Below are 25,323 nucleotides of genomic sequence, written 5' to 3' on the forward strand. Positions count from 1 at the left end.
AACACAGAACGTGCGGGGCGGCGAAAGAGCAGGAGGGCATGGGAAATGGTGGAACGTCATACCGCGGAGCTGGAGGTAAGCGTCGGTGGAGCGCCGCTGCCGAGGGCGTGGGGCCTTGCCCTGGCCTGGACGTTCGTGGAGGAGTCGGGGCACGCGTCCGCCTCGGCGGAGGTGGGATTCCGCGACCCCGGCTGTGAGTTGATCGCCAGGACTGGGATCGGTCTCGGGGCACGCGTCAAGCTGGTGGCACTGGACGAACGGGGGAAGCACGACCTCTTCGAGGGCGAGATCACGGGCTGCGAGACGCGCGCGGCGGAGTCGGGCGTCTTCAGCGTCGTACGCGCGGAGGACTACGCGCACCGGCTGAAACGCGGCCGCAGAGTCGTCGGCTACCACCAGATGTCCGCGCACCAGATCGCCGAGAAACTGGCGCGGGACGCGGGCCTGAAGGCCGGTGAGATCGACCGCACTCCGTTGGTCTACGACTTCATCACCCAACCCGTCGTTTCCGACTGGGACTTCCTCACCCACCTGGCGCGGGAGAACGGCTGCGATGTCTTCGTCCGCTCGGGGGCCCTGCACTTCAAGAACCTTGCGAAGGCCTCCGACGCTCCCGCCGGGCGGGCGCGCGCACGACAGAGCCCCTTCGCTCTGGAGTACGGGCAGAACCTGGTGAAGGTGCAGTCCGGGGCCTCACTGCGCGAGCAGGTCACCAGTGTGCAGGTACGGGGCTGGGATCCGGAGCTCAAGAAGGAACTCGTCGCCGACCGCCGCATCGGATCCACTCCGTCCCGCGACGTACGGTGGAAGGCGGCGTCGGACGCTGTGGGCGGCGCGCCGCTGCTGCTGTCGTCGGTGCCCCGCGCGAGCCAGCGCGAGGTGGAGCTGGTGGCCGACGCCATGGCACAGGAGGTCGCAGGCAGCCTCACCGAGCTTCATGCCGTGGTCAGGGGAGAGCCCCGGCTACGGCTGCGTTCGGCGGTCACGCTCAGCGGTCTGGGCGACCAGTTCAGCGGCCGGTACACCGTGACCTCGGTCCGTCACGAATACCACCCCGACACCGGCTACATGACCGAGGCCGCGGTGCGCGAGGGAGCCGACCGGTCGGTGGTGGGCCGGCCCGGCGACGCGGAGGAGGGCGTCCGCCGCATCCCGGGGCTGGTGTCCGCGCAGGTCGTCGATATCAAGGACCCCGAGGAACAGGGGCGGGTCAAGCTCTGCTTCCCGTGGCTGTCCGACGAATACGTGAGCAACTGGGCCCGCACCGTGCAGCTGGGCGGCTCCAAGGGCGGCGGCATTGTGATCCCCGAGGTGGGCGACGAGGTGCTGGTCGGCTTCGAACAGGGCAGCCTGGAACGCCCGTACGTGATCGGAGGTCTCTACAACGGCGTCAACAAGCCGAAACCGCGCAAGCCCGACCTCTACGACAAGACGAAGGGCGTGGCCAACCGCCGCTCGTTCGAATCGAAGATGGGGCACCGGCTGGAGTTGCTGGACGCGGACATGGGCCCGTTGGGCGTTCTGCTCGCCACCGGTGACGACAAGCTGTGGATCGACCTGGACCAGCACGGCACACGCATCGTGATCCACAGCGACGGCGCCGTCCAGATCGAGGCGAAAGGGAACGTGAAGGTGAAGGGCAACGGCATCACCTTGGACGCCGGTTCGGGCGCTCTGGAGCTCAACGGGAGCGAGATCAAACTCACGGGCAAGCAATCGGTCGACGTGTCCGGCGCCCAGGTCAAGGTAAACGGGACAGCCGCGGTGAAGGTCAATGGCGGCGCCCTGACCGAGATCAAGGGCGCGCTCGTCACGCTCAACTGACGCCCGCCCGCCCGCTGTCCGCTTCGACGACGAATACCCCGGAATGGAGAACGGTGACCATGCCTCCCGCAGCACGGATCGGCGACGCCACCTCACACATCCCCAACCCGACCCCGGTCCCAGTGCCCGTGGGAACCGGCACCATCACCGGTCCGCCACCGGCCCCGACCGTGCTGATCAACAAGCAGCCCGCCGCGGTCGCGGCGTCCTTGGCGACGTGCGTGTTCCCCGGCCATATACCACCGCTGCCGCCGATGCCGCTCATCACGATCCCCGTGCCCGGCAAGACCGTACTCATCAACGGCATGCCGGCGGCCAGGATGGGCGACAAGCTGCCGTGCGGCGCCGCTGTCGTCGGCGGGTCGCCCACTGTGCGCATAGGCGGCTGACATGTCGGATTTCTTCATCGGCAGAGGCTGGTCCTGGCCGATGGGAGTGAACCCGTCCGGCGGGGTGGCCATGGCCGGGGGCTGGACCGAGGTCGAGCAGTCCATTCGCCTCATCCTGGGGACGGAGCCCGGTGAGCGCCCGATGCGCCCGGAGTTCGGCTGCGCGATACGGGACCAGATATTCGGCTCCTTCGACGCCTCCGCCCGCGGGGCCATCGCGCACGAGGTGCGGCGGGCGCTCGACCGCTGGGAGCCGCGGATCAACGTGGACGATGTGGACGTCGTCCAGGCGGCGGACGAGCAGGACATCCTGCGCATCCACGTCAGCTACCACCTGGCGAGCACCAACAGCCGCCGGAACCTGGTCCACCCGTTCTATGTCATTCCCGCCCACGAGGGAGAGGGGAAGCGGACCGGGAACACTCCCGGCGACCCTCGGAGAGATACCGATGCCCCTGCCTAGCCCGAACCTCGACGACCGCCGGTTCCAGGACCTGGTCGACGAGGCCAAGCGTTTCATCCAGCGCCGCTGCCCCGAGTGGACGGACCACAACGTCTCCGACCCCGGGGTCGCCCTCATCGAGGCGTTCGCGCAGATGGTCGACCAGCTGACGTTCCGGCTCAACCAGGTGCCGGACAAGGTCCACCTCGACTTCCTGGACCTGCTGGGCATGAAACTGATGCCCCCTCAGTCGGCCCGGACCGAGCTGACGTTCTGGCTCTCTGCGCCTCACGGGGCAACGGTGTCCGTACCGGTCGGTACCCAGGTGGCGACCCCCCGTACCGGCCACGGCCCGGCCTGCGACTTCACCGTGGACCAGTCGCTGGACATCGTCCCCAGTACATTCCGGCACGTCGGCACCATGGAGTCGGGCCATGGCGCGGTGCTGATTACCGAGCGCTTCCTGGCGGGCGAGCCCGCGACCTGCTTCTCGCAGCCTCCCGTTGCCGGGGACAGCCTGCTCATCGGGCTGACGGGGGCCGTCCCGCGGTGCGCGGTGGCGCTGCGCATTGACTGCTCGCTCGGGGGTGTCGGCGTGGACCCGCGGCGCCCGCCGCGGGTCTGGGAGGCCTGGTGCGGGGAGCAGTGGGTGGCCTGCGAGGTGCACAGCGACAGCACCGGAGGGCTCAACCGCCCCGGCGAGGTGCTCCTGCACGTCCCGGAGGGTCATGCCTCCTCGCTGATCGGCCGACGCCGTGCCGGGTGGCTGCGCTGCCGGGTCGTGGAGCCCGTCACAGGGCAGCCGACCTATTCCTCGTCTCCCGTGGTCAAGGGGATCGAGGCGTTCACGATCGGTGGCACCACCATGGCAGCACACGGTGAAGTGATCTCCGATGAGGAGTTGGGAACCTCCGACGGCACGCCGGGGCAGGCCTTTCCCCTGGAGTGCGCCCCCATCGCCGCGGGGTCGCTGCGGACGGTGAGCACCACCGGTGATGGCGGACGCCAGGAGTGGACACCGGTGGCGGACCTGGCTTCCTCCAGCCCCGCCGACCGGCACGTGATGGTGGACGAGGTCTCGGGTGAGGTGCGGTTCGGGCCCTCGGTCCGCGAGCCGGACGGCACCGTCCGCCAGTACGGCGCGGTACCGGAGTTCGGCGCGCGGGTCGGCGTAAGCGCGTACCGCAGGGGCGGTGGCCGCACGGGCAATGTGGCGGCCGGCACCCTGACAGTGCTGCGCACCCCGCTTGCGCTCATCGCCCGGGTGGAGAACCGCGAGAGCGCGGTGGGCGGTGTGGACGCGGAGTCGGTGGAGGGCGTCAAGCAGCGAGCCGGGCAGTGGATGAGAACCCAGGGGCGAGCGGTGACCGCGCGCGACTACGAGGCAGTCGCAGCCGCCGCATGCCGTGAGGCAGGGCGTATCGAGTGTGTCGCGGACCCGGTCAACGACGGGCCGGGGCTGGTACGCGTCCTGATCATCCCCAAAACTCCGGACGTGCAAGGGGAGGAGAGTTGGCGGGCGTTGGTGCCGTCACGGGCGATGCTGGAATCGGCGGTGCAGGCCGTTGAGGCCGCTCGCCCGATCGGTACCCGGGTCGTGGTGAGCGGTCCCGCCTACCAGGGCGTCACGGTGGTCGCCGAGGTCGAGGCGGTATGGGGCGCGGAGCCGGACGCCGTACGCGAGCAGGTACTGCGATCACTGCACGAGTTCCTCAGCCCGCTGCCGTCCGAGGACAGGGAGCGCGAGGGCTGGCCGCTGGGCCGGGCGCTGCGGCTGAGCGACGCTCTGGCCGCGGCGGCGCGGTGCGAGGACGTGGAGTCGGTGACCAAGTTGGAGATGTACCCGGCGGATCCGGCGTCCGGTGAGCGCCGTCCGGCCGAGAGGCGGATCGAAGTGGGCGCCACCACGCTCTTCTTGTCCTACCAGCATCAAGTGGCCGTGAAGAAAGCTCGTTAGAGGAGGGGGACACAGTGCGCGCACAGCAGGGGAACGTCCGGGCGGAGACCGTGGACGACTGGCTGGAGACGGTAGCGGCTCTGCCTCTGCTCGTCCCCGGCAGCCGGTCGCTGCGAGCCCTGGTGCCCGAAAGCTACCGGCAGGGCGACTTCGCCGATCGCTTCATGGCGGGCTTCGACGACACTCTCACCCCGGTGATCGAGGCGCTGGACTGCCTCGATGCCTACTTCAACCCGCGGACCGCACCCGCCGGCTTCCTGGAGTGGATGCTTCAGTGGACCGGCGCAGACCTGCCCGTCGCCGTTAGCTGTACGGGGCGGCGCAACGCCCTGCTGCTCGGGAGCAGGTTGCACGGGCTGCGCGGTACGCGGGCCGGGATCGAACTACTCGTGAGCGAGGTGCTCGGCGGCCGGGTGGAGATCGCGGATCCGGGCGGTACCCGTGGGAGTCCGTGGCCCGAGGCATGGCCCACGGTGGGCGATCGGCCGACGTGGGCCGGGGTCCGTATCGTGCTGCCGCTTGCCACGGACCGTGCCACAGGGGCCGCCGAGGAGATCGAGAGGATGGTGCGTGACTGGATACCGGCGCACATCGACTGCCGGATCAGCGTGGTCGACGGCACGGTCCGGCAGACCGCGGCGCCAGAGGCTGTGATCTGATTGACGGCTGTCCCATCCGGAGACTTCGGCGCGGCAGCCGCCGGGAGCCGGGAGAGCTGTGCCGCCTGCGGGGTTCCCGCTTATAACGGCGAGATGTTCTGTGTGTCGTGCGGCGCCTACCTGGGGTGGAACGACACCGGGAGCCGCGCGGTCATCGGGCAGCCGTCATCGGCGCCGGAGCCCGCACCGGCGTGGTGGCCGCAGGCACCGGCACAGGCAACCGAAGCCTGGCCGGCCGCGGAATCCGCGCCCGCCTTCGACGGGATACGCCTGGTGTCCCACACAGTGGTTCCCGTTTCGTGCGAGCAGGTGGACTACGCGGCGCTGTGCGAGGAGTTCCCGCGCCTCCTCCTGTGCCCGCAGTGCGACTCGGACAACCCGGAAACACGTAGTTACTGCTGGCCGTGCGGTGCCTTGTTGCGGCCCGCGCTCACACCCCGGCCCGCGCCGCTGCCGCCGAACTGGCGGCAGCGACTGTACCAGCGGCGTCACGAGCGGCCCCGGTTGTGGCACCGGGACCGCCGCTGGTACCTGTTGGCATCAGTCGGGCTGCCGGTCTGTTTCGTCGTCGGGGTGTCGGCCGGATGGACGGGCGGCGCGGTGCGTGAAGCGATTCCGAGGGTCCAGGACCGGTTCTCCGACCAGGTGGCCGTGGCGCCCGATGAGGCGAAGACATCCAGCGAAGAGACGGGCTTCGAGGCCGGCAATGCCGCCGACGGCGTCGACAACCGGGCCTGGGCGCCGAAGAGTCGCGGCCAGGACGCGGTCGGCCATTCCTGGACGGCAACCTTCCAGCAGTCGTTCCGGCTGACGACACTCATCGTCCTCAACGGGGCGTCGAAGAACCCCAAGCAGTACTTGGAGTCCGGCCGGCCCACCGAGCTCACCGCGGTCGTCGTGACAGCGGACGGGCGGACCGTGCAGAAGGAGCTGACCCTGGACGACCAGCCGGGGCCGCAGGAATTCACGTGGGGGATCGACGCGGTGAAATCAGTGGATCTGCGTATCAGCGGCGTTCACGCAGGGAAGCGGCCGGCCGCACCGGTCCTCCTGGCGGAAGTCCAGTTCTTCACCAGGCAGGCGCGATGACGGTCCGCGCTGAATTGGTCGTACCGGCGGAAACGGTGGAGCCCGGTGGTTCGCTGGCCGCGGATCTGCATGTGTGGAACGAAGGCCGCATCGTCGACGCCTACGACCTGACATTGCTCGGACCGCCGGGGGAATGGGGGGAGAAGAGACTTGGGCAGCTACCGGTCTACCCGGGGAACCACGAGAAGATCATTATTCCCATCACCGTCCCCCGGAAGATTGAACTCAGGCCCGGCAGGGTGGTGTTCGCGGTCAAAGTTGTCTCGGCGGAGAACCCCACCCAGGTCGCCATCCCCGAAGCCGAGATTGACGTCGGCGAGTTCCGGGATATTGAAGCGGAGCTGACCCGGCCGCAAGCGGGCGGAAGGTTCTCCGGAAGCAACCTCATCACGCTCCGGAACACCGGCAACACCGCGATCAGCCTGCGTTTGCGCACCGCCCCGGAGGACAGCAATGCCCCCCTGCGGTCCCGGATGCGCAGTTCCAGAGTGCCGCTGCGGGTTGGCGAAAAGGCGCGGGTCGGAGTGCTGTTGCGGGTCGCCGCACCGATCCCGGTGGGCAAGGTCGCCAACTGGAATGTCGACGTCAGCATCGAGTGGGGCGGGGCCGAGGCCCGCAGAACCACGTTCGTGTTTCAGCAGCGTCCGCTCCTGACGAAGGCGGCTCTCAAGGCAGCCACGGTCCTGTCGGCCGCGGCCATCGCCGGAGTCGCGTTGTGGATGTCACCCATCGGTGGCGGGAGCCCGCAGGCCAGGACGGAGACTATCGACGGTCCGTCGCAAGCGGAACAGGCGACGTCGGCCAAGGCCAAGGCCGAAGCGCAGCTGGCGAAAAAGGAGAAGGAGGAGCAGGAGAAGGAGAAGAAGGAGGAGAAAAAGAAGGAAGAGGACAAGGCCCTGAAGCGGAAGCCACTGCAGAAGTCGCTGTTCGTCCAGGTCAAGCTCGGCAGCAAACAGGCCGAGTACAAGGCCGAGAAGGGCTACCGGCTGAAGCTGACGACCGTACAGATCACGGCCACCGGCCCGGCGGCCGCAACACTGCTGCTGAGCCGTGGCAGTCTGCCGCTGGCGACCATGAGCCTCAGCCAGGCCAAGGACTTCACACCGAAGTCACCGGTCGAGCTGAAGGGCGGAGAAGTGCTTCGCCTGTCCGTGCAGTGCCCCGCGAGCGGAGGTCCCCAGTCGTCCGCCTCCCCTTCACCCGGAACGTCCCCGGCCCCCAGCCTGTGCACGGCCACGGCACTGGTGACCGGAGAGCTGATCCCCAAAAGCGGCCCCTTCTCGAAGGACACGTAACCCGGTGAGAGGCACCGGACACGGCGCTACCGCACCCGCTTCGCCCCACCCACGTCCCCCCGTCAATCCCGCAGCGCCCCAGGAGACAGTCAGGTGAGTGTTGTTCAGCAAGTCGACGAAACCCTCAAGAAAGAGTTGCTGAGTGGCCCGTTGCGTGCTGCCAACGTCCAGGTGTCGTTCGAGACACCCGACTCCGACTGGGCGGCACGGCGTTCCGGTCCGTGCGTGAACGTCTTCCTGTACGGCATTGAGGAGGACTCCTCCCGAAGCCAGTCGGGCGGGGGCAGCGTCATCGACGAAGAGGGGACCGTGGTCGGTCGCAGCCGGCCGCCGCGGTTCTTCCGGCTGGCCTATCTGGTCAGTGTATGGGCGCAGTCGGTGCAGGACGAGCACCGCATGCTCGGCGTCCTGCTGGAGTGGTGCGTATGTACCGGGGAACTGATCTCCACCGGGACGGCGGACGGCGGCAAGCGGCGCCTGTCGCTGGGGCTGCGGGAGACGGCCGTAGGGGCGGAAAGCGCTTCTTCCCGCCTGTGGCCGGGCCTTGGCACGGCGCCCAGGCCCGTAGTGGACCTCTTGGTGACGGTGCCGATCAGCGAACCCACCGAAGAGGCAGGCCCGGCCCCCGGCAAAGGCATGGCCCTGCGGGCGCGGCAGTTGCTCGTCTCCCAGGCCCACGACCAACCGCTGGAGAGGGCAGGACCTGCCAGACCGCGCCGGAACGTCGAGGAGATCGTATGACCAGCGGCCTGCTGCAGGCACGCCTGGCCGCCGTCGAAGAGCGCCTGCGCCTGCTGTACGTGGAACGGACGGCCGAACCCGCGGCCATGGGGAGCGCAGCCGATGCGTTGTCGGACGCCGGTCTCAGGGCCGACGACGCTGTGCGACCCGATGCAGGGGAGTACAGCGACGCGGACCGGCTGGCCCACCTGGCGCGGGAATTCGGCCTGGGCCCGGTGGAAACGGATCTCCTTGTCGCCGCTGTGCTCTCGGAGCTGAGCACCGTCTGCGGTTCCGCCTACCGGATGTTGAACGGCTCGTCGCACTCGTCGCGGCCCACGGTGACGGTCGCACTGGAAATCCTCGGCATTTCGACCGCCGAGGGCCTGGTGCGGGGTCTGCTGAACGACCGGTCGCCGTTGCTGGCCGCAGGGCTGGTCGAGTACGAGAATCCTGAGGCCCCATATCCCGACCGCCACCTCCGGGTAGCGGACCGGGTCCTGAACTTCCTCGTCAGCGGAGTCGAGGAAACGGACGGGGCGTGCGGACATTATCTGCACGTTCTGCGCGACGGTGCGGGATCCGGCGACCCGGAGACAGTCGCCGAGATCATCGACCGGCTGCGGGACAACATGTCGGGCAGCCTGTACCTACGCGAAGGCGCCACCGGTGAGGCGCTGTCCGTCACTTGCGCCGCCCTGACGAAGCTCGGCCGGACGCCGATCCTGGTGGATCCCGAGGAGCTGGCCGATGCCCCGCAGGACCTCCTGGTCAACGTGGTACGTGAAGCGCGCCTGCGGAAAGCAGGAGTCATCGTCCCGATGTTCACGGACCCGTCCGCAGAGGCCGCCGGACCGCTGCGCATACTGGTACGGGGACTGGGACGCGCCCCGGTGCCGCTGCTGCTCTACGGCAGCGGTGAGTGGGACGCGGATGCCTGGAGGACGACCCCGGACGCCCTGCTGGACGTCAGGGGCAACGCGTCCGCGGGTGAACAGCTCTCCCCGACGTCGGCCCCCGTCGTAGACCGTGCCCGGCGTGAGGCCGCGCAGCGTGCCCGGACCATCTCCGGGACCGAAGCGAGGAGGATCGCCCGCAGCTGTGCCGTACGGGACCTGGAACGGCTGGCCCGGCACATCCAACCACGCGTTGCCCGGGACGACTTGGTGCTTCCACGAATGGTGCGCGAACGCCTCGACATGCTGGTCTTCCGGATCCGGTACCGCGAGCAGGTGCTGGGCGGGTGGGACCTGCGACGCGGTGGCGGGCGTGGCTGGGGCGCCACCGCGTTGTTCGCCGGGGAGTCGGGGACGGGCAAGACGATGGCGGCAGAGGTCGTGTCGGCGGAACTGGGGGTGGACCTGTACATCGTCAGCCTGCCCTCGGTGGTGTCGAAGTACATCGGCGAGACGGAGAAGAACCTCGAACGGATCTTCTCGGCAGCGGAGTCGCTGAGCGGTGTCATCGTCTTCGACGAGGCGGACTCGATGTTCTCCAAGCGCGGTGCGGTACGTGACTCGAACGACCGCTACGCGAATATGCAGAGCAGCTACCTGCTGCAGCGCCTGGAGTCCTTCAACGGTCTCGCCATTTTGACCACGAATCTCCGCTCCAACATGGACAGCGCATTCACTCGCCGGTTCGACGAGGTCATCGAGTTCGAGAGCCCGGGGGCCGACGTACGGGCCCAGCTGTGGCGAAAGTTCCTGGGGAAGGCCCCCGTCGACGACTGTGACATCGACCGGCTGGCGTCCGGGTTCAACCTCGCGGGAGGCAGTATCCGCGCCGGCGTGGAGACCGCGGCCTTTGCCGCGGCGGCACGCGGCCGCGAGGTCACCACGCCGGACCTGCTCGCCGGAATCGAGCTTGAGTACCGCAAGCTGGGCCGCCTCTTCGACCGAGGCTCCGATCTGGGAGGGGGACAGTGAACCAGCATTTCCTGTCGCTTCCCCACGGCACGCGACTTTACCGAATCCCCGGGCGGAGAGTTACACGAAAATTTCCTCCCCTTCCGTCTGGGTTTCTATCTGTGCGCCCTTGCCGTGTCGATCCACCAAATCCCTGGGGATGCCGTATCTGATCGAGACGTCACCAAATATCTTTTGGGAGTTCGGTACGGGTTCCACCAACTTATCGGCGTTTTGGCAGCCGTTCTTGTCAAGAACGAGCTCCTTCTCCTTATTTTCATGGTGGCTCCGCGCCCACTTCGACAACGCCTTTGTCTTCTTGGTGTACCTGATGGTGATCTGTAGTTCTGCCTTCGTGACGAATTCTGCTGTCCCCTCCGGATACTTGAGGTTGTTCGTCTGGCAGTAGCTCTTGGTGCTGGCGAAGTCCTTCGTGGTTTCTTTCTTGTAGGCGAGGTTCATATTTCCGGTCCCTCCCGGCTGGACGGAGGCCAGCTGCCCGCCGACCAGACCTGCGCTGATCGTGGGGCCGGTGGCCTGGGACCGTTTGGTTGCCAGACCGCCCTCTTCCGCGCGGGAACTGTCCATCGAGGCAGCTGTCGTCGCGACGCGCTCCGGTTCTCCGGTCGGGGTGAGCGAGAGGCCGACATCACATTTGTAGCGCCAGTTGCTGCTCGTTCCCTCGAATCGCGACAGGTGGTAGGAGCCGGATCCTATGAAATCTTTCCCTTTTGCCGCCAGCTCCGCCGGGCAGAGTTCGTAACGAAGGGCGGTTAGCGCACCATCGTTCTTCAGGCCATCGGGCAGTGCGGCATATACGAGGTCTGCCAGGTCGGGAGTTACATCTATCTCCAAAACCCTGGCGCCCGCCGGCAAGCCGCCCGTCATGACGTTCACGATACGCCCGGCGGCATTCTCGAGTGCGGCGATCCGCTTTTTGTCCTTCTTGTCTCGAATGCCCTTCCGAATGCCGTTCCCTGCCCAGGCGTTGAGCCCCGCCTGCTGGCTGGCGGTGATGCTGGGTGCGGTCGGCCGACTCGGTGGCGTGGTTGGGGCGCGCGGGCCGACGGGGGCCCTCGACGCAGTGTTGCGGACGAAGCCGTTTCCCTGGATGTGTCGATTTCCGGGCATGGCTCACCTTCTTGATGCCGTAGGCCGATTGGCAGTGCGATACGGGCGGATATATCTAAAAACATAAATTGGTGACACTCAAACGAATAGACTATTTGGTGAAGAGATACCAAATCGTTACTATTCGAATGTATTGATAGGACTTGGTCGGCGGGGCGCGCCCGCGGGGTCGCGGACCGTTCCCGTCGGCGCTCGATGACTTTGAGTGGGCAAGCCGTGACGAGTGCATAAATCTCACATGCTCCTGTTCACTCGCACATATTGATATGAGGAGCGAACTATGGGAGTAGCAAATCGTTTGGATCTCACCTTGCGGTTGGTGCAGGGCGCCGCTGCCCGCCACGGCGGTGACGACGGTCGACCACCCGCTGTTCTTCCATTCGATGATCCACAGCTCCTGGCAGGCCATCGCGGTACTCGCCCTGCGCAACACCCTGCTGGCGACGGCGGCCGCACTCTCCTGCCTGCGGCTGTGGCGGGGCTCCGTCCGAAGTTGAGCCCCGCCGCTCAGCTGCCGGTGACACCGTCCACGCGCTCACGCAGCAGGTCATGGAAGGGCCGGCCGGTCCGCATCCTCGGTCTCAACCCCTGACCCTCTTCTGCCGTTCCGCGCCGAACCGGCACAGGGTCTCTCCGAGGGTGGCGTCACGCCGCAGGCAGCGTCACTTCGACGAGCAGCCCGCCGTCCGGGCCGGGGACGGCGGAGATCGAGCCGCCGTGGGCAAGGGCGATGGAACGCACGATGGACAGGCCCAGGCCGTGCCCGTGGCCGGGCCCGGTGGCCATACGGTCGCGGCCGTTGCCGCGACGGAACGGTTCGTAGAGCGCGTCGATCTCGTCGGCCACCACTACGGGCCCGGTATTGCCGACGCCGAGGACGATGCCGCGCCCGGAGGACGTGACGCGCACGGTGACGGTGCCGCCCGGGTGGTTGTAGAGGATCGCGTTCCGCAGCAGGTTGGCGGTCAGCTGCCCGAGGAGGACCCGGTCGCCGCACACGGGCGACGGGGCGTGGGGCGAGGTGAGGGTGATTCCGGCATCGGCGGCCTGCACGGCCGAGTTGGCGATCTCCTCGGCGATCACTTCGGACAGGTCGAAGGACTCGTGGTGTTCCAGGTCGCGTTCGCTGTGAGCGAGGAGCAGCAGCCCGTCGATGAGGCGCTCGCTGCGCCGGTTGGATTCCAGCAGCGCGTCCCGTACCCGGTTCAGGTCGGCAGGTGTCGGGTCCTCCAGGCCGATCTGGATGGCGGCGCGTTGGGCGGCGAGCGGGGTGCGCAGTTCGTGGGAGGCGTTGGCGATGAAGCGGCGCTGGCTGTCGAAGGCGGTGTCGAGGCGGGCGAGGAGGGCGTCGAAGGTGTCGGCGAGTTCCTTGAGTTCGTCGCTGGGACCGTCGAGGGCGATGCGTTCGTGCAGATTCTGCTGGGAGATCCGCTGCGCGGCGGCCGTCATGGCGTGCACGGGCCGCAGGACGCGGCCGGCCGTCCACCAGCCGACGGCGACTGCCAGCACCGCCATGACCAGCAGCGCCACGGCCGACCAGATCAGTACCTGCTGGGACGCGGCCTGGCTGAGCTTCAGGGTGACTACTCCTACGTGACCGCTGTCGCCGGAGGGGTCCGGCGAGGGGGTTACTCCTCCGACGCCGGGGGACGGGGACAGGGATGGGGCGGTACTGAGGCCGACGAGCGCATTGGCCTTGGCCTCGGTGCCTGCCCGGGACAGTACATAGACGAGGCTGAGCAGCACGCCGCCGAGCAGCACGAACGCCGCTCCGTACGCGGCGGCGATCCGGCCGCGCACGGTGGTGGCCCGCCACCTGGCGCGTAGGGCGCTATTGGTCACAGCACGTATCCGATGCCCTGGACGGTGCGGATCAGCGGCGGATCGCCGAGTTTCGCCCGCAGTCTGCTCATGACCACACGTACGGCGCTGGTGAAGGGGTCCGCGTGCTCGTCCCAGGCGCGCTCCAGCAGCTCCTCCGGGCCGACCGGGGCTCCGGCGGTCGCCAGGAGGATCCGCAGCACCTCGAATTCCTTCGGTGTGAGGTCGAGCGCGCGGCCGTCGCGTACGGCGGTACGGCGGGCGGTGTCCAGCACCACCCCGGCGCGTTCCAGGACGGGCGGCACCGGCGCGGCGCTGCGGCGGCACAGGGCCTGCACTCTGGCGATCAGCTCCGGGTACTCGAAGGGCTTGGTCAGGTAGTCGTCGGCGCCCAGGCCCAGCCCTTCTACCCGGTCCCGGAGCCCGCCGGACGCGGTGAGCATCAGGATGCGGATCCGCGCACCGGAGCCGGCCAGGCCGACGGCGATCACGTCGCCGTGCACGCCGGGCAGGTCCCGGTCCAGGACGATGACGTCGTAGTCGTTGACCTGGAGGTTGAAGGCCGCCGCACTGCCGTCGAGGACGGTGTCCACGGCGAATCCGTGGCGTCGCAGGCCGAGGGTGATCATCTCGGCGAGCATCGGGTCGTCCTCGGCGACGAGTACGCGCACGTCGTGCTCCTTCTGCTCGGTGCTGTGGTTCCAGAGTGGCTGCTGGGACAGCTCAGGTCGCGGCGAGTGCGCTGGTCGGGGGCAGCCGGGCCGCCCGGACGGCCGGATACAGGCCCGCGATCCCGCCGATGGCCAAAGTCGCGGCCAGGCCGCCGCCCATCACCCAGGGTGGCACCACCACCGGCCAGCCCTGTGTGGTGGCATAGGCCGCGGTCGCGGCGGAGCCGATGACCACACCCGCCCCGCTGCCGAGCGCGGACAGCAGCAGCGACTCCGTGAGGAACTGCAGGCATATCTGACTGCGGGTGGCTCCCAGCGAACGGCGTAGGCCGACCTCGCCGCGGCGTTCCAGTACCGAGATGACCATGGTGTTGGCGACTCCGATGCCGCCGACCAGCAGCGCGACCGCGCCCAGACCGAGCAGCAGCCCGGCGAATGCCTTCTCGCCCGCCTGCTGCGCCACCAGCGCGTCGGAGGGCCGGGAGACCTTCACCGCGGTGGGGTCGGCGGGGTTGGCGGTGGGGCCGAGCAGGTCCCGTACGTCGGTGACCGCGTCGGGGGCCGCGCGGGTGTAGATGGTGGTCGGGTGGCCGTCGAAGCCCAGATAGGCGCGGGCGGCGTCCCAGCCGACCAGGGCGGAGGTGTCCAGCTCCGGGGCGAGCGGCACCGGGTCGAGGATGCCGGAGACGGTGAACCACTGGTCGCCGAGCCAGATCCGGGTATCAGGTCCTGGCGCGGTGATGCCCAGCCGCTTGGCGGTCTCAGCACCGAGGACAACAGCGGGGAATTTGCTGGTCGTCTCGTTGAGCCAGCTGCCTTGTGCGACGGTGGCGCCCACCGATTTCAGCAGGTCCTGCCGGGCCGCGGCGGCGGTGATCCCGCCGGACCGGCCGGTAGGGACCTTGTCGGTGCGGTAGGCCTTGGCGTCCGGCACCTGGCCGATCGCCGTGACCGACTCCACCTCCTTGATCCGGCCGATCATGTCGGTCGATCCTTCGGGCAGCGGTACCTCCTTGCCGCCGCCGGACTGGCCGGGGCTGCTGGTCAGCAGGTTGGTGCCCAGGCGGTCCAGAGTCTGGTCGAGTTCGGCCCGGCTGGAGTTCGAGATGCCGACCACCGCGACCATCGCCGCGATGCCGATGGCGATGCCCAGCGCGGACAGCAGCACCCGCATGGGGCGGCTGCGCAGGCCGAAGCCGCCGACCCGTAGGACGTCGCCCCCGCTCAGGCGGCTGGGGATCAGACGCCGGGGGGTCAGCATGCGTCCTCCAGCAGGGCCGCCGAGTCGGACTGGATCCTCCCGTCGAGCATGGTGACCCGACGAGGCAGGGACGCGGCGATCGCCTGGTCATGGGTGATGACCAGGATGGTGGTGCCAGCCGCGTGCAACGCGTGGATCAGCTCCATCACGGCGGCGCCCGAACGGGAGTCGAGCGCACCGGTGGGCTCGTCCGCCAGCAGGACGGCCGGTTCGCCGACCACCGCACGGGCGATCGCCACGCGCTGCTTCTCGCCGCCGGACAGTTCGTGCGGGCGGTGGTCGAGGCGGTGGCCGAGGCCTACGCTCTCCAGCGCCACGGCGGCCCGCTCGCGCCGCTCGCGCTGCCCGACCCCGTTGTAGAGCAGCCCGTACGAAACATTGTCCAGGGCGGAGAGCTGCCGGTCGGACAGTCCGGCGACGTCGTGGCCGTCGATGGTGACGCTGCCGGAGGTGGGCAGGTCCAGCGTGCCGATGACATTCAGCATCGTGGACTTGCCGGAGCCGGACGGGCCGACGATGGCGGTGAGCTCACCACGGCGCACGGTCAGGCTTACACCGTCGAGCGCGGCGACCCCACCGGGGTAGGAACGGGTCACGCTCTCCAGCTCCACGACGGTGGGCAGAGGTTCGGCAGCGGACGGAAGTCCGACCGTGTGCGGGGATTCGACCGTGTGCGGGGTTTCGACGGCGTCTGCGGGGGCGGTCATTCGGGCATCCCTACCGTCATGCCCTCGCGCAGGCGCTTGCCGGTGATCTGGACCCGGTCCTGGGCGAACAGCCCGAGCTCGACGGGTACGATCCGCGTCGTGCCGCCCTCGACGACCTCCACGCCGTAGCCACCCTTGGGCAGCGCGACGAGTGCGGTCACCGGGACGGAGAGCGCGTCCTTGGCGGTGGCGCTGATGAACTTCACGTCCACCGTGGCTGCGTCCAAGCCCTTCAACTTCTCCTGGTCGGAGATCTCCACCTTGACCCTGATCTTGGTCTTGGGCTTTTCGCCGCCGGAATCGCCGGACCCGCTGCCGGCTCCGTCGTCCTTCGGTGGAGGTGTCCCGGTCTCCACGTCGGTGATCCTGCCCTTGACCGACTTCCCACCCGGGAGGACCACTTCCACCGGGTCGCCCTTCTTCGCCACCCCCTGGTCGGAGACCTCAAGGTCCGCGATGACGGCCTTCTCGCGACCGGTCCCGGCGAGGACATGGGCAGCCGCGGGATCGCCCATGGCGGCCTTGTGCGCGGAGACCCGGATCGCGTCGGGGACGAAGACGATACGTCCCTTCTCCACCTCTCCGGTCTCCTTCACCCCCTGCTTCTCCTGCAGGCCCCGCACCGCGCTCGCGGTACGCGCCGTGTAGGTGGAGCTGTCGGGCGCGTCGTAGCCCAGGGCCCGCAGATTGTCATTGAGCTGCTTCACATCGGGGCCCTTGTCGCCCGTCTTGAGAGCGCGGTAGACCGGCGTGTCTCCGTATATCAACGTCACGGGCCGGTTGTCGACCTTGTAGAGCGTTTCGCCCCGGGTGACGACCGACCCCACCTTCGGCAGCCAGGTCACCGTCCCCTGGAGTCCGCTGCCGACGGGCACCGCATCGCCGTAACCGAGTTCACCCGGCAGGGACTTGGCGTCCATCAGGTCACTCTTGGAGATCTTTGTGGTGGCGGGCGGGAGCGTGCTGCGTTCTGCGGCGCTCTTCGGGTCCGGGCCACCCAGGCCCAGCGCGGTGATCGAGGCCCCGCCGCCCGCCAGCACCACCGCGATCGCGACGACGCCCAGCCGTCGGGCGCGGGTCACGGCGTGCCGTTCTGGGGCTTGCCCATGAACTGCTTACAGGCCTCCATGGCCTTCTTGAACGTCGGGGTGTCCTGGGCCGCGCCCGGCGGGAAGTTGAAGACCCCGTCCACCGGGTCCTTGATCCCCTCCGCCCCGTTGTCCCGCAGGCACTTCGCGAGCTTCATCGAGTCGTCCTGCCGCTTTCCCTTCTTCTCGTCGGAGGCCTGCTCGGGCGCGTATGCCTTGCACTTCTCGAACGCGGCCTCCCGCTTCGACTCGTCCCCGCCCTTGGTCATCACCGGCGCGCCGGGCTCCGAGTCCGCGACGTCCAGGCCTTCCCCGCGCAGGCACTCGGTGTACTTGATGCTCTTGTCCTTGCCGCCCCCGGACGCCCCGTCCTTGGGGTCCGCGTCCGACCCGCCCGATCCGCCACAGGCGGCCAGGAGCAACGCCGCCGCGGTCGTCCCGGCCATCACCAGCGACCGGTGTGTCGTGCGTTGTCCGCCGTGCTCCCGGATTCCACGAATCATGCCGCTGCCCTTTCGACTGCCGGGACGGCCCGCTGCCTCCCGGTCGCTTCAAGGAATACGCGAGGCGATGTTGCGGAGACCTTTCACACCACCCGTCCCCGGTCGATGACCACGCTCTTGTCCAGGCAGCGCGAGCCATCGGCTGTGGGCCGGCCCGGCCCGGGCGGGCGGGGGCGGGGGGCCCGCGTCACGGACTGGCGAGCGCTTCGCGGGGGGCGAGGCGGGCGGCGCGCATGGCGGGCCACAGGCCCGCGAACGCGCCGATCGCCATCGTCGCCCCGATACCGAGGGCCAGCGACCACGGCGGGATGACGATCTGCCAGCCCTGCGAGACGGCGTATCCGGCCGAGACGGCGGCTCCCAGAGCCGCGCCGCTCGCCCCGCCCAGCGCGGAGAGCAGCACCGACTCGGTCAGGAACTGTGTACGGATCTGGGCCCGGGTCGCGCCCAGGGCGCGGCGGTCCACGGCCCGGTAGGCGCGCAGAAGGGTGTCCTGCACGAGGTCCTCGGCATCCGCCGGCTGCGCGGTCAGCGTCATCGCCACCCGCAGCAGCACCTCCACCTCCGGCAGCACATAGGCGGCGAACGCCTGGCCCCGTGGGTCGGCCGGGTCTGGCGGCGCTGTCACTTCGTCTTCCACACGGCGGAAACCCCTTCTGCCTGGACCCGCATTCCATCTTCTTCCTTCTTCTTGTGCTCTGCGGGCTCCTCTGGTGCCGCCGTGACCGGCGGCACCAGAGGAGCCGTGCGCAGGCTGGAATGCGGCGTACGGCAGGAGGGGTTTCCGCTGCATGAAGACGCAGCGCGTTCCCGGACCAGGGCGAGTGTGGGCCGAGTGCCGGGAGAAGATACGGCATGTGCGGCTGCGCGGTGACGTGGAGGCGTATGCCGACGGGCAGCTCACCGGCGCGCACCGGATGCGGGTGGCCGCCCACATCGCCTGCTGCTGGGCATGCAGCGGCAGCCTGCAGCTGCTGTGGCTGATCAAAGCGTCCGCTCCGGCACAGTCCGCAGCGGACGCCCCCCTCTCTCGCATCGGCCCGGGTACGGCGCTTCGCTCATCACCTCACCACGCCGCCGGGACAGGGCGCACCCCGCCGTTGAAGGGCGCTGTCCGGCAAGCGAGTCCTGGTGGGCGGGAGCCCTGGCGGCACGGCGGGCTGCCAGGTCAGCAGCAGCCCGACGGGGCATCCGTACCCGGCGTGGCCGGCCTGTCGGCGGGGGCGCAGGGGAACAGGCCGAAGTGCCGGCTCTTGTCGCCGTTGATGGTGAAGTGGGCTGAGTAGCGGGTGGCGCTCAGCATGTCGGCGGTGTTGCCGCAGACGAGCAGCGGCTTGCCGGTGTGGAAGCGGTGGTGGTCGTCCAGGTCGAAAGCGTGCGGGTGCTCGGCGATGGTGCCGCGGTAGACGGCGACCTGGCCGTAGTCCTCGCAGCGGTCCTCCAGCGGGAGCTTGAAAGCGCGGACGGTGCGGGAGGTGAAGGCGGCGAAGCCGATCTTCCGGTCGATGTCCGGGTCGCTGATCGTCACCGGGGATGCGGTGACGGTGCGGGCGTCCGGGCAGCCGGCGCGTTCCAGGATGCGGCGGAAGTCCTCCGTGTACAGGGCGCCGGCGAGGCACTCTCCGACGAGGACGGGGTCGTCGAGGAGGGCGGCGGGCAGGCGGCGGTCGGCGAAGATGTCGGAGAAGTACAGCTCGCCGCCGGGCCTCAGGACGCGGAAGATCTCGGACAGGACGCGCGGCTTGTCCGGCGAGAGGTTCACCACGCAGTTGGAGACCACGACGTCCACGGAAGCGTTCGGGATTCCGGCCGCTTCCAGGTCCTCGATATAGCCGTGGCGGAAGTCGGTATTGGCGTAACCGAACCGGTCGGCGTGCCAGTCCTGGTGGCGGCGGGCGACGGCGAGTTGCTCCTCGGTCATGTCGACACCGATCACCCGGCCGCCGGGGCCGACCAGTTGGGACAGCACATAGACGTCCCGGCCGCTGCCGCAGCCCAGGTCGAGCACGGCGGCGCCCTCCAACGCGGGCGGGATGGGTGAACCGCAGCCGTAGAAACGCTCCATCACCTCGTCGTGCACGCGCCCGAGAGCCGCGGCGATGTGTGGCGCCGGCGCCACGTCCGTACAGCACGCCGAGGTCTTCAAATCCGCCGAGGAGGCAAGCACCTTGCCGTAGTAGTCCTTGACAGAGTCCGCCACGGACGGGACGGGCGTCTGCCGCCCCGGGGATACGTCGATCGTCGCCATGTCTCTCCCTGATGAGTGAGTTCTCGCGCACCGGCCGGTGGTTCGCCGGGGCCGCGACGGAAACCCGCTGGGCGACGGTTGTCATTCCCCGTCCGCTGTTCCGTGATCCGGGCCGCTCTCAGGTCAGTCCGAGCCCACCCGGCGGTGTGCGACGGGCCGCCGGCCCGCAGCCGGTGCACGGCCGGCACCGGAGCGGGCGGCTTCCCCGGCATCAGCGCTGACTTCCTCGTCTACGGGGCTTTCGTGATCGGCTCCGGCGTGGGCGGTCCGGCCTTCCGTTCCTGCTCGTCCTGCTCGCCTGCTGCGTCAACGGCATGATCTTTCTGGCCTTTCCTCCAGCGCCGAGCGCACCGGGCGGTGTCGCGGCGGCGACCGCCTGCCACGCGACCGGTCGCTGAGCTTCCTGGGCGATCCGGCAGAAGGCGGCGAGATCATCGCCGTTCGCGCTGTGGTGCCTGCTGCCCGGATTCACCCACGCCATCGCCTGAGCGTGGACCGCAGTCATCTGCGCCACTGCGGCCCACCGGGCGTCACCGGCTACCGGCAGTTACGCTGACCGCGGCGCTCCGGGTGCGGACCAGCCGTGCCGCCCACCAGCCGCCCACGGTCAGTGCCACCAGAGCGCCCAGCGCGATCCACAGCCCAGGAGCGGCGGGGTCGCCCAAAGACCCGCCGAGCCCGGTGTAGACGATCGTGCCCGGGACGATGCCCAGCGCCGTGGCCGTCACATAGGACGAGAACCGGACACCGGCCACCCCCGCCCCGTAGTTGATCACCGAGAACGGGAGCAGCGGCACCAGCCGCACGACCAGGACGGCTGCGAACCCGCGGTGCGTCAGATAGGAGTCCAACCGGGCCAGTCGTCCCGATCCGGCGTACCGGGCCACCACCGGGCACCCCAGCCAGCGGGCGAGGCCGAACGACAGGGCCGCACCCGCCGTCGCTCCCACGAGCACGGCACCAGCCCCCAGCGGCAGCCCGAACAGCGCCCCCGCGGACGCGGTCAGCACGGAGCCGGGCAGCAGCGCCGTCACCGCCAGGGCGTAGCAGACCGCGAAGACCACCGGTCCCCACAGGCCGAGCGAATCGACCCACTGGCGCACATCGCGCAACAGGTCCGCGCCCCCCAGTGCCACGCAGGCCCCGAGGCCCACCAGCAGGACCACGAGGACGGCCAGCCATATCCATGCCACGCGCGCGGGCTGCGGCGCCGCCCTGTCCGGGGCCGCATCGGACAGCGAGCGCTCGGTCGTGGACGGTCGGACTGCCGGACGATTCATATCGGCTCCTGTGACGGTTGCTCGGTGGGAAGATCGGCCACCACGCGGCGCAGCGGCAGCTCCAGGTGCCGCCCCGGGGCCGCCCACCGCGCTAGGGAGCGCTTGCCGGCCTCGGCGCGGCGGGGAGTCAGGCCCGGCAGGTACAGGGCATCGGCCAGCAGGGCCGCCGCGTCGGCCGAGTCGATGGTGAGGGTGAAGACATGTCGCTCGTCGGAGCGGACGCGGAACCCGGCCGTGCGCAGCAGGGCGGCGAGTCCGTCGCGGGCCTGCGGGTTGGGCCACGGCTGGCGTACGGCGCGCAGGGCTGCCATCACCCGGACCCAGGTGAGCATGCCGGACGGGGAGAGCCCGGACTGGGAGGGCACCAGCGCCGCGAGCACCCCTCCGGGCCGCAGCACACGCCGGATCTCCCCAAGGACCTGCGGCAGGGGGGTGACGACCGGCAGGCACATGGCCGCGCAGACGGCGCCGACGCTTGCGGAAGCGGCGGGGAGCGCGTCCGCGCCGGCCCGGACCAGCGGTCCGCGGCCTCGGCGTGCCGCTTCGGCGAGTTCTGCCGCTGACAGGTCGATCCCGACCCAGTCGGCGTCTGGAAGCTCATCGTGGGTGGGGGCCGAACCGCAGGCCAGGTCGAGGACCGTGCCGCGGGTGCCGCCCAGCGGTTCGGCCAGCCAGGCGTAGGGGGAGGTGCCGGCCAGGGAGAAGAGCTGCTCGGTGATACCGGGATGCGCCTGGTGGTAGGCGGCGATGAAGCGCCGCCAGTCCGGTTCGTCCATCCAGCCCTCGTCTCTACCTCCGACGCATGGGGACTGCTCGCCCCTGCCTTCGCCGTCGGGAACCCTGCCGGGCCGGTCCCCCATTCCGTTTCGGACACGCCGGACGCGAACGGATGACGTGGGTGGGCCTTCCTGGCCGTGATTGTGGTGCCGGGAAAGGGAAGGCCCTGGCTGTGTCACCGGGTTTCCCTCGCGTCCCACGACCGCGCGTCGGCCGTTGCACGACGGCGCACTGACTGGAGAGAGCCCGAACCATGAGTAGGTACGACCTGGTGGTCATCGGCGGCGGCAGCGCCGGGCTGACCGCGGCCCGCACCGCCGGGCGCTTCGGCGCCCGCACGCTGCTCGTCGAGCGGGACCGGCTGGGCGGGGACTGCCTGTGGACGGGGTGCGTACCGAGCAAGGCGCTGCTGCACGTCGCCTCGGATGTCCAGGCGGCCCGCCGCGCTGCTGCCTACGGGCTCTCGCCGGTGTCCGGCCCGGCCGACCTGGCGGCGGTCATGGGGGAGGTGAAGCGGGCGATCGGTGCGATCGAACCGCACGACTCGGCCGAGGCACTCGCCCCGTACGGAGTCGAAGTGGTGCACGGCGCGGCGTCCTTCACCGGCCCGAGAGCCCTGACGGCGGGCGGCCGGGAGGTCTCCTTCCGGTACGCGCTGATCGCGACCGGCTCCTCGCCGGCCCTGGTGCCGGTCCCCGGCCTGGCCGAGGCCGGGCCCCTGACCAGCGACACCGTCTGGGAGCTGTCCGAACTCCCGCGCCGCCTGGTGGTCCTGGGCGGCGGACCCATCGGCTGCGAGCTGGGCCAGGCGTTCGCCCGGCTCGGCTCGCAGGTCACGCTCGTGGAGGCGATGGACCGGCTGGTGCCCCGTGAGGAACCCCGTGCCTCACAGGTGCTGCGGGAGCGACTGGAGGCCGAGGACGTCACCGTACTGACCGGCTACCGTGCGGAGAAGGTCGATGCCAGTGCCGTACACGGGCCGGGTGGGTCTCTCCCGTACGACGCGCTGCTGGCCGTCACGGGCCGCCGCGCCATCACCCGGGACCTCGGTCTGGAGGCGGCCGGTGTGGAGCTGACCGACACCGGTCACGTCCGCACCGATGGACGGCTGCGCACCACCAACCACCGGATCTACGCCGCCGGTGACGTGACCGGCCGTTCGGCCTTCACCCATTTGGGCGGCACGCAGGGCGGAGCGGTCGCCGCCGATGCTCTGCTGGGGGTACGGCGCCCCATCGACTACCGGGCGGTGCCCTGGGTGACGTACACCGACCCCGAGATCGCCCGGGTCGGCCTCACCGCCGACGAGGCGCGCGAAAAGTACGGCGACAGCGCACGCGTCCACACACTGGAGAACGACCGGGTCGACCGGGCCGTCGCCGACGGCCGCACCGAGGGCTTCACCACCCTGGTGCTGAGCCCGCGCGGGAAGATCGTCGGCGCCACGGTGGTGTCTCCGAGGGCCGGGGAGACCATCGCCCATCTGGCGGCGGCAGTGCGCCTGGGCTGGACGCCCTCCGACTACGCCCGCACCGTGCACCCCTACCCCACCTACGCCGACGGGCCCTGGCATACGGCACTGGCCGACGTCTACGCCCGTCTGGCCCGTGGCAGCGGTCCCATCGGCGCGCTGCTGAAACTCCGCAGAGGGGTGATCCGGTGATCCTCCGCATCGTCCTGGGCGCCGTCCTCGCGGCGATGGCGCTGGGCCAGCTCGCCTCGTTCGACGCGATGCCCGCCATCCTGACCACCTACGGTCTGACCTCCGGAGCCGCCTCGACCGCCCTGGCCGTGGCCCTGATCGGTGCCGAGGCCGTGACGGCCGTATGGTTCCTCGCCCGGCCCCGTTCCCGAGCCGTCACGTCGGTCTGGCTGTACACGGGTGTCGCGGTGGTGTGGGCGGTCCTGGCCGACCAGGCGTTCGCCCGCGGGCTCGTCCTGGACAACTGCGGCTGCTTCGGCACCTACTTCGCCCAGCCGCTGCGCTGGTACGTACTCGTCGAGGACGCGCTGATGCTGCTGTACGCCTGGCTGCTGTGGCGCGGACTGCGCCGGGCCCGGCCTGCGCCCCTCACCGACCGGACCTCCACGGAAGTCCCGACACCGCGGGAGAACCACTGATGCGGATCATCACGGCACTGCGTGCCCTCGAACGCGCCACCCGCCCCCACGACACCGAGTTCGCCGAGGCCATGGCGCGCCGCTGGGCGGAGCTCCCCGACGCGGCCAGGACGCCCGGCCAGATCCTCGGCCGGCACGGCGTCGGCTGCGAGGGCACCCACGGCGTCTTCCCCAAGTGCAACCTCAAGTGCACCCCCTGCTACCACTCCCGGGATGCCAACCAGGTACGCATCGACGGCCCGCACACCCACCAACAGCTCGCGGCCCAGATGCGATTGCTGCGTGAGCTGCGAGGCCCCCGCGCTCACACCCAGCTCATCGGCGGCGAGGTCAGCCTGCTCACCCCCGACGACCACGCCGCCGCGCTGGCGATCATGCGGGACCACGGCCGGGAACCGATGAGCTTCACCCACGGCGACTTCGACGACGACTATCTCGCCCGGCTCGCGCTCGGCCCGGACGGCACACGGCGCTTCGGGAGGTTGTCCTTCGCCGCGCACTTCGACAAGTTCATGTACGGCAGGCGCGGCATCGAACGCCCGCCGGACGAGCAGGCGTTGAACCCGTACCGGGCGCGGTTCGCCGCCATGTTCGCCCGTCTGCGGAGCGAGCACGGGGTGCGGTTCTTCCTGGCCCACAACATGACCGTCACTCCTGGGAACCTCGACGAGGTCGCGAGCGTGATCCGCGACTGCCACGCCATGGGCTACGGCATGTTCTCGTTCCAGCCCGCCGCCTTCCTCGGCGACGAGCGCCGCTGGAAGGAGAAGTTCCGGGAGGCGACCCCGGACGCGGTGTGGGCGGAGATCGAACGCGGCGCCGGAACCAGGCTGGATTACCGGGTCTTCGAGAACGGCGATGTTCGCTGCAACCGCACCGCCTACGGCTTCTACGTCGGCCGCCGCTGGTACCCGTTCCTCGACGGCGACGACCCGCGCGACCTCGCCGTACGCGACGCGTTCTTCCGCTACTTCGGGAGGGTCACCTTCACCGGCACCCCGCCCGCACTCCTCGCGGCCAGGCTCCTGCGGGGGGTCGCCCGCCACCCGTCCACCGCGGTGACGGCGCTTCGCTGGCTGGCCCGCACCACCCGCCGCGTCGGACCGCTGCGGCTGGCCCGCCACCGGATGCGGGTGCGCCCCGTCACGTTCGTCATGCACCAGTTCATGGACGCCGACGTCGTCGCCCCGGCCTGGGAGATGATGCAACGCGGCGAGCAGGCCGCGGAGCCCCGGCTGCGCGAGACCCAGGAGCGGCTGGCCGCCTGCCACTACGCCATGGCCCACCCCGAGGACGGCACCCTCGTCCCCGCCTGCGTGCAGCACGCCGTACTCGACCCGGCCGAGAACGCGGCACTGCGCACTCTGCTGCCGATCGTCGAGGTCCGCACCCCCGCCGGCCGCCCGTCCGGCACGCTACCGAAGGAGAAGTAG

The 25,323-nt window shown here is 69.8% G+C and carries 23 protein-coding genes and 2 pseudogenes; 13 read left to right on the top strand and 12 right to left on the bottom strand.

The features are described 5' to 3' along the window. Window positions 1-45: 45 nt before the first annotated feature. The 9 genes from QMK28_RS17140 (at window position 46) to QMK28_RS17180 (ending at window position 10,303) form a co-directional block, all read left to right on the top strand. Window positions 46-1,824 carry a VgrG-related protein gene (locus QMK28_RS17140; protein ID WP_326438795.1) on the top strand — a complete coding sequence of 593 codons (1,779 nt, stop codon included), beginning with the start codon at window positions 46-48 and terminating at the stop codon, window positions 1,822-1,824. 59 nt (window positions 1,825-1,883) lie between these two features. Then, window positions 1,884-2,213, top strand: coding sequence for a PAAR domain-containing protein (locus tag QMK28_RS17145; protein ID WP_326438797.1), 330 nt, complete (start codon window positions 1,884-1,886; stop codon window positions 2,211-2,213). 1 nt (window position 2,214) lies between these two features. Beyond that, entirely contained in the window at window positions 2,215-2,676 is a 462-nt protein-coding gene (locus tag QMK28_RS17150) for a GPW/gp25 family protein (RefSeq protein WP_326438799.1), read from the top strand. Further along, window positions 2,663-4,612 carry a putative baseplate assembly protein gene (locus QMK28_RS17155; RefSeq protein ID WP_326438801.1) on the top strand — a complete coding sequence of 650 codons (1,950 nt, stop codon included), beginning with the start codon at window positions 2,663-2,665 and terminating at the stop codon, window positions 4,610-4,612. Before QMK28_RS17150 ends, QMK28_RS17155 begins: the two co-directional genes overlap by 14 nt. Window positions 4,613-4,626: 14 nt before the next feature. Further along, a complete protein-coding gene (locus tag QMK28_RS17160; protein ID WP_326438803.1) occupies window positions 4,627-5,271 on the top strand; it encodes a phage tail protein in 645 nt (214 codons plus the stop codon). 102 nt (window positions 5,272-5,373) lie between these two features. After that, window positions 5,374-6,360 carry a zinc ribbon domain-containing protein gene (locus QMK28_RS17165; protein ID WP_326438805.1) on the top strand — a complete coding sequence of 329 codons (987 nt, stop codon included), beginning with the start codon at window positions 5,374-5,376 and terminating at the stop codon, window positions 6,358-6,360. Further along, window positions 6,357-7,655: a COG1470 family protein gene (locus QMK28_RS17170; protein ID WP_326438807.1), complete on the top strand. Its 1,299-nt coding sequence runs from the start codon at window positions 6,357-6,359 to the stop codon at window positions 7,653-7,655. The genes QMK28_RS17165 and QMK28_RS17170 overlap by 4 nt, the downstream gene beginning before the upstream one ends. Before the next feature lie 93 nt (window positions 7,656-7,748). After that, complete coding sequence (locus tag QMK28_RS17175) at window positions 7,749-8,396, top strand: DUF4255 domain-containing protein (RefSeq protein ID WP_326438809.1); 648 nt, start codon at window positions 7,749-7,751, stop codon at window positions 8,394-8,396. Next, window positions 8,393-10,303, top strand: a complete 1,911-nt coding sequence (locus QMK28_RS17180) for an ATP-binding protein (RefSeq protein WP_326438811.1) — start codon at window positions 8,393-8,395, stop codon at window positions 10,301-10,303. The genes QMK28_RS17175 and QMK28_RS17180 overlap by 4 nt, the downstream gene beginning before the upstream one ends. A gap of 60 nt (window positions 10,304-10,363) precedes the next feature. On the opposite strand, the gene QMK28_RS17185 is transcribed toward QMK28_RS17180, so the two are convergent. After that, on the bottom strand, window positions 10,364-11,413 hold the full coding sequence (locus QMK28_RS17185; protein WP_326438813.1) for a hypothetical protein: 1,050 nt from the start codon (window positions 11,411-11,413) through the stop codon (window positions 10,364-10,366). 347 nt (window positions 11,414-11,760) lie between these two features. Here QMK28_RS17185 and QMK28_RS17190 point away from each other — a divergent pair, with 347 nt between their 5' ends. Next, on the top strand, window positions 11,761-11,910 hold the full coding sequence (locus tag QMK28_RS17190) for a hypothetical protein (RefSeq protein ID WP_326438815.1): 150 nt from the start codon (window positions 11,761-11,763) through the stop codon (window positions 11,908-11,910). 148 nt (window positions 11,911-12,058) lie between these two features. Here QMK28_RS17190 and QMK28_RS17195 read toward each other — a convergent pair whose 3' ends face one another. From QMK28_RS17195 to QMK28_RS17245, 11 genes and pseudogenes are all read right to left on the bottom strand, one after another. Continuing rightward, window positions 12,059-13,255: a sensor histidine kinase gene (locus QMK28_RS17195; RefSeq protein ID WP_326438817.1), complete on the bottom strand. Its 1,197-nt coding sequence runs from the start codon at window positions 13,253-13,255 to the stop codon at window positions 12,059-12,061. Continuing rightward, window positions 13,252-13,905 carry a response regulator transcription factor gene (locus QMK28_RS17200; RefSeq protein ID WP_326438819.1) on the bottom strand — a complete coding sequence of 218 codons (654 nt, stop codon included), beginning with the start codon at window positions 13,903-13,905 and terminating at the stop codon, window positions 13,252-13,254. The genes QMK28_RS17195 and QMK28_RS17200 overlap by 4 nt, the downstream gene beginning before the upstream one ends. Window positions 13,906-13,957: 52 nt before the next feature. After that, window positions 13,958-15,166, bottom strand: coding sequence for an ABC transporter permease (locus tag QMK28_RS17205; protein WP_326438821.1), 1,209 nt, complete (start codon window positions 15,164-15,166; stop codon window positions 13,958-13,960). Continuing rightward, entirely contained in the window at window positions 15,160-15,873 is a 714-nt protein-coding gene (locus tag QMK28_RS17210) for an ABC transporter ATP-binding protein (RefSeq protein WP_326438823.1), read from the bottom strand. The genes QMK28_RS17205 and QMK28_RS17210 overlap by 7 nt, the downstream gene beginning before the upstream one ends. After that, complete coding sequence (locus QMK28_RS17215; RefSeq protein ID WP_326438825.1) at window positions 15,870-16,955, bottom strand: efflux RND transporter periplasmic adaptor subunit; 1,086 nt, start codon at window positions 16,953-16,955, stop codon at window positions 15,870-15,872. The genes QMK28_RS17210 and QMK28_RS17215 overlap by 4 nt, the downstream gene beginning before the upstream one ends. Further along, window positions 16,952-17,464: a hypothetical protein gene (locus QMK28_RS17220; RefSeq protein WP_326438827.1), complete on the bottom strand. Its 513-nt coding sequence runs from the start codon at window positions 17,462-17,464 to the stop codon at window positions 16,952-16,954. Before QMK28_RS17220 ends, QMK28_RS17215 begins: the two co-directional genes overlap by 4 nt. Window positions 17,465-17,651: 187 nt before the next feature. Continuing rightward, window positions 17,652-17,924: pseudogene (locus QMK28_RS17225) on the bottom strand (ABC transporter permease); the annotation flags it as partial. Between the two features lie 42 nt (window positions 17,925-17,966). Further along, window positions 17,967-18,500, bottom strand: a pseudogene (locus tag QMK28_RS17230) (hypothetical protein); the annotation flags it as partial. A 132-nt stretch (window positions 18,501-18,632) separates the two neighbouring features. Then, entirely contained in the window at window positions 18,633-19,712 is a 1,080-nt protein-coding gene (locus QMK28_RS17235; RefSeq protein WP_326438829.1) for a methyltransferase domain-containing protein, read from the bottom strand. A 530-nt stretch (window positions 19,713-20,242) separates the two neighbouring features. Further along, the gene (locus tag QMK28_RS17240; protein WP_326438831.1) at window positions 20,243-20,905 is read right to left on the bottom strand and encodes a TVP38/TMEM64 family protein; all 663 of its coding nucleotides are present in this window, start codon (window positions 20,903-20,905) and stop codon (window positions 20,243-20,245) included. A gap of 83 nt (window positions 20,906-20,988) precedes the next feature. Next, window positions 20,989-21,768, bottom strand: a complete 780-nt coding sequence (locus QMK28_RS17245; protein ID WP_326438833.1) for a class I SAM-dependent methyltransferase — start codon at window positions 21,766-21,768, stop codon at window positions 20,989-20,991. 254 nt (window positions 21,769-22,022) lie between these two features. Between QMK28_RS17245 and QMK28_RS17250 the strand changes: the two genes are divergently transcribed. From QMK28_RS17250 to QMK28_RS17260, 3 genes are read left to right on the top strand one after another with little or no spacing between them, the layout of a single operon-like run. After that, window positions 22,023-23,432, top strand: coding sequence for a dihydrolipoyl dehydrogenase family protein (locus QMK28_RS17250; protein WP_326438835.1), 1,410 nt, complete (start codon window positions 22,023-22,025; stop codon window positions 23,430-23,432). Continuing rightward, the gene (locus QMK28_RS17255) at window positions 23,429-23,890 is read left to right on the top strand and encodes a MauE/DoxX family redox-associated membrane protein (protein ID WP_326438837.1); all 462 of its coding nucleotides are present in this window, start codon (window positions 23,429-23,431) and stop codon (window positions 23,888-23,890) included. The genes QMK28_RS17250 and QMK28_RS17255 overlap by 4 nt, the downstream gene beginning before the upstream one ends. Then, window positions 23,890-25,323, top strand: coding sequence for a radical SAM domain-containing protein (locus QMK28_RS17260; protein WP_326438839.1), 1,434 nt, complete (start codon window positions 23,890-23,892; stop codon window positions 25,321-25,323). Before QMK28_RS17255 ends, QMK28_RS17260 begins: the two co-directional genes overlap by 1 nt.

Origin of the sequence: Streptomyces sp. H27-D2 (assembly GCF_035828615.1) — a bacterium.
Classification (GTDB): Bacteria; Actinomycetota; Actinomycetes; order Streptomycetales; family Streptomycetaceae; genus Streptomyces.

Coding starts and splice junctions, on each gene's coding strand:
- QMK28_RS17140 (WP_326438795.1), top strand. CDS start 46: ATGGTGGAACGTCATACCGCGGAGCTGGAGGTAAGCGTCGGTGGAGCG.
- QMK28_RS17145 (WP_326438797.1), top strand. CDS start 1,884: ATGCCTCCCGCAGCACGGATCGGCGACGCCACCTCACACATCCCCAAC.
- QMK28_RS17150 (WP_326438799.1), top strand. CDS start 2,215: ATGTCGGATTTCTTCATCGGCAGAGGCTGGTCCTGGCCGATGGGAGTG.
- QMK28_RS17155 (WP_326438801.1), top strand. CDS start 2,663: ATGCCCCTGCCTAGCCCGAACCTCGACGACCGCCGGTTCCAGGACCTG.
- QMK28_RS17170 (WP_326438807.1), top strand. CDS start 6,357: ATGACGGTCCGCGCTGAATTGGTCGTACCGGCGGAAACGGTGGAGCCC.
- QMK28_RS17180 (WP_326438811.1), top strand. CDS start 8,393: ATGACCAGCGGCCTGCTGCAGGCACGCCTGGCCGCCGTCGAAGAGCGC.
- QMK28_RS17185 (WP_326438813.1), bottom strand. CDS start 11,413: ATGCCCGGAAATCGACACATCCAGGGAAACGGCTTCGTCCGCAACACT.
- QMK28_RS17205 (WP_326438821.1), bottom strand. CDS start 15,166: ATGCTGACCCCCCGGCGTCTGATCCCCAGCCGCCTGAGCGGGGGCGAC.
- QMK28_RS17210 (WP_326438823.1), bottom strand. CDS start 15,873: ATGACCGCCCCCGCAGACGCCGTCGAAACCCCGCACACGGTCGAATCC.
- QMK28_RS17220 (WP_326438827.1), bottom strand. CDS start 17,464: ATGATTCGTGGAATCCGGGAGCACGGCGGACAACGCACGACACACCGG.
- QMK28_RS17235 (WP_326438829.1), bottom strand. CDS start 19,712: ATGGCGACGATCGACGTATCCCCGGGGCGGCAGACGCCCGTCCCGTCC.
- QMK28_RS17245 (WP_326438833.1), bottom strand. CDS start 21,768: ATGGACGAACCGGACTGGCGGCGCTTCATCGCCGCCTACCACCAGGCG.
- QMK28_RS17250 (WP_326438835.1), top strand. CDS start 22,023: ATGAGTAGGTACGACCTGGTGGTCATCGGCGGCGGCAGCGCCGGGCTG.
- QMK28_RS17260 (WP_326438839.1), top strand. CDS start 23,890: ATGCGGATCATCACGGCACTGCGTGCCCTCGAACGCGCCACCCGCCCC.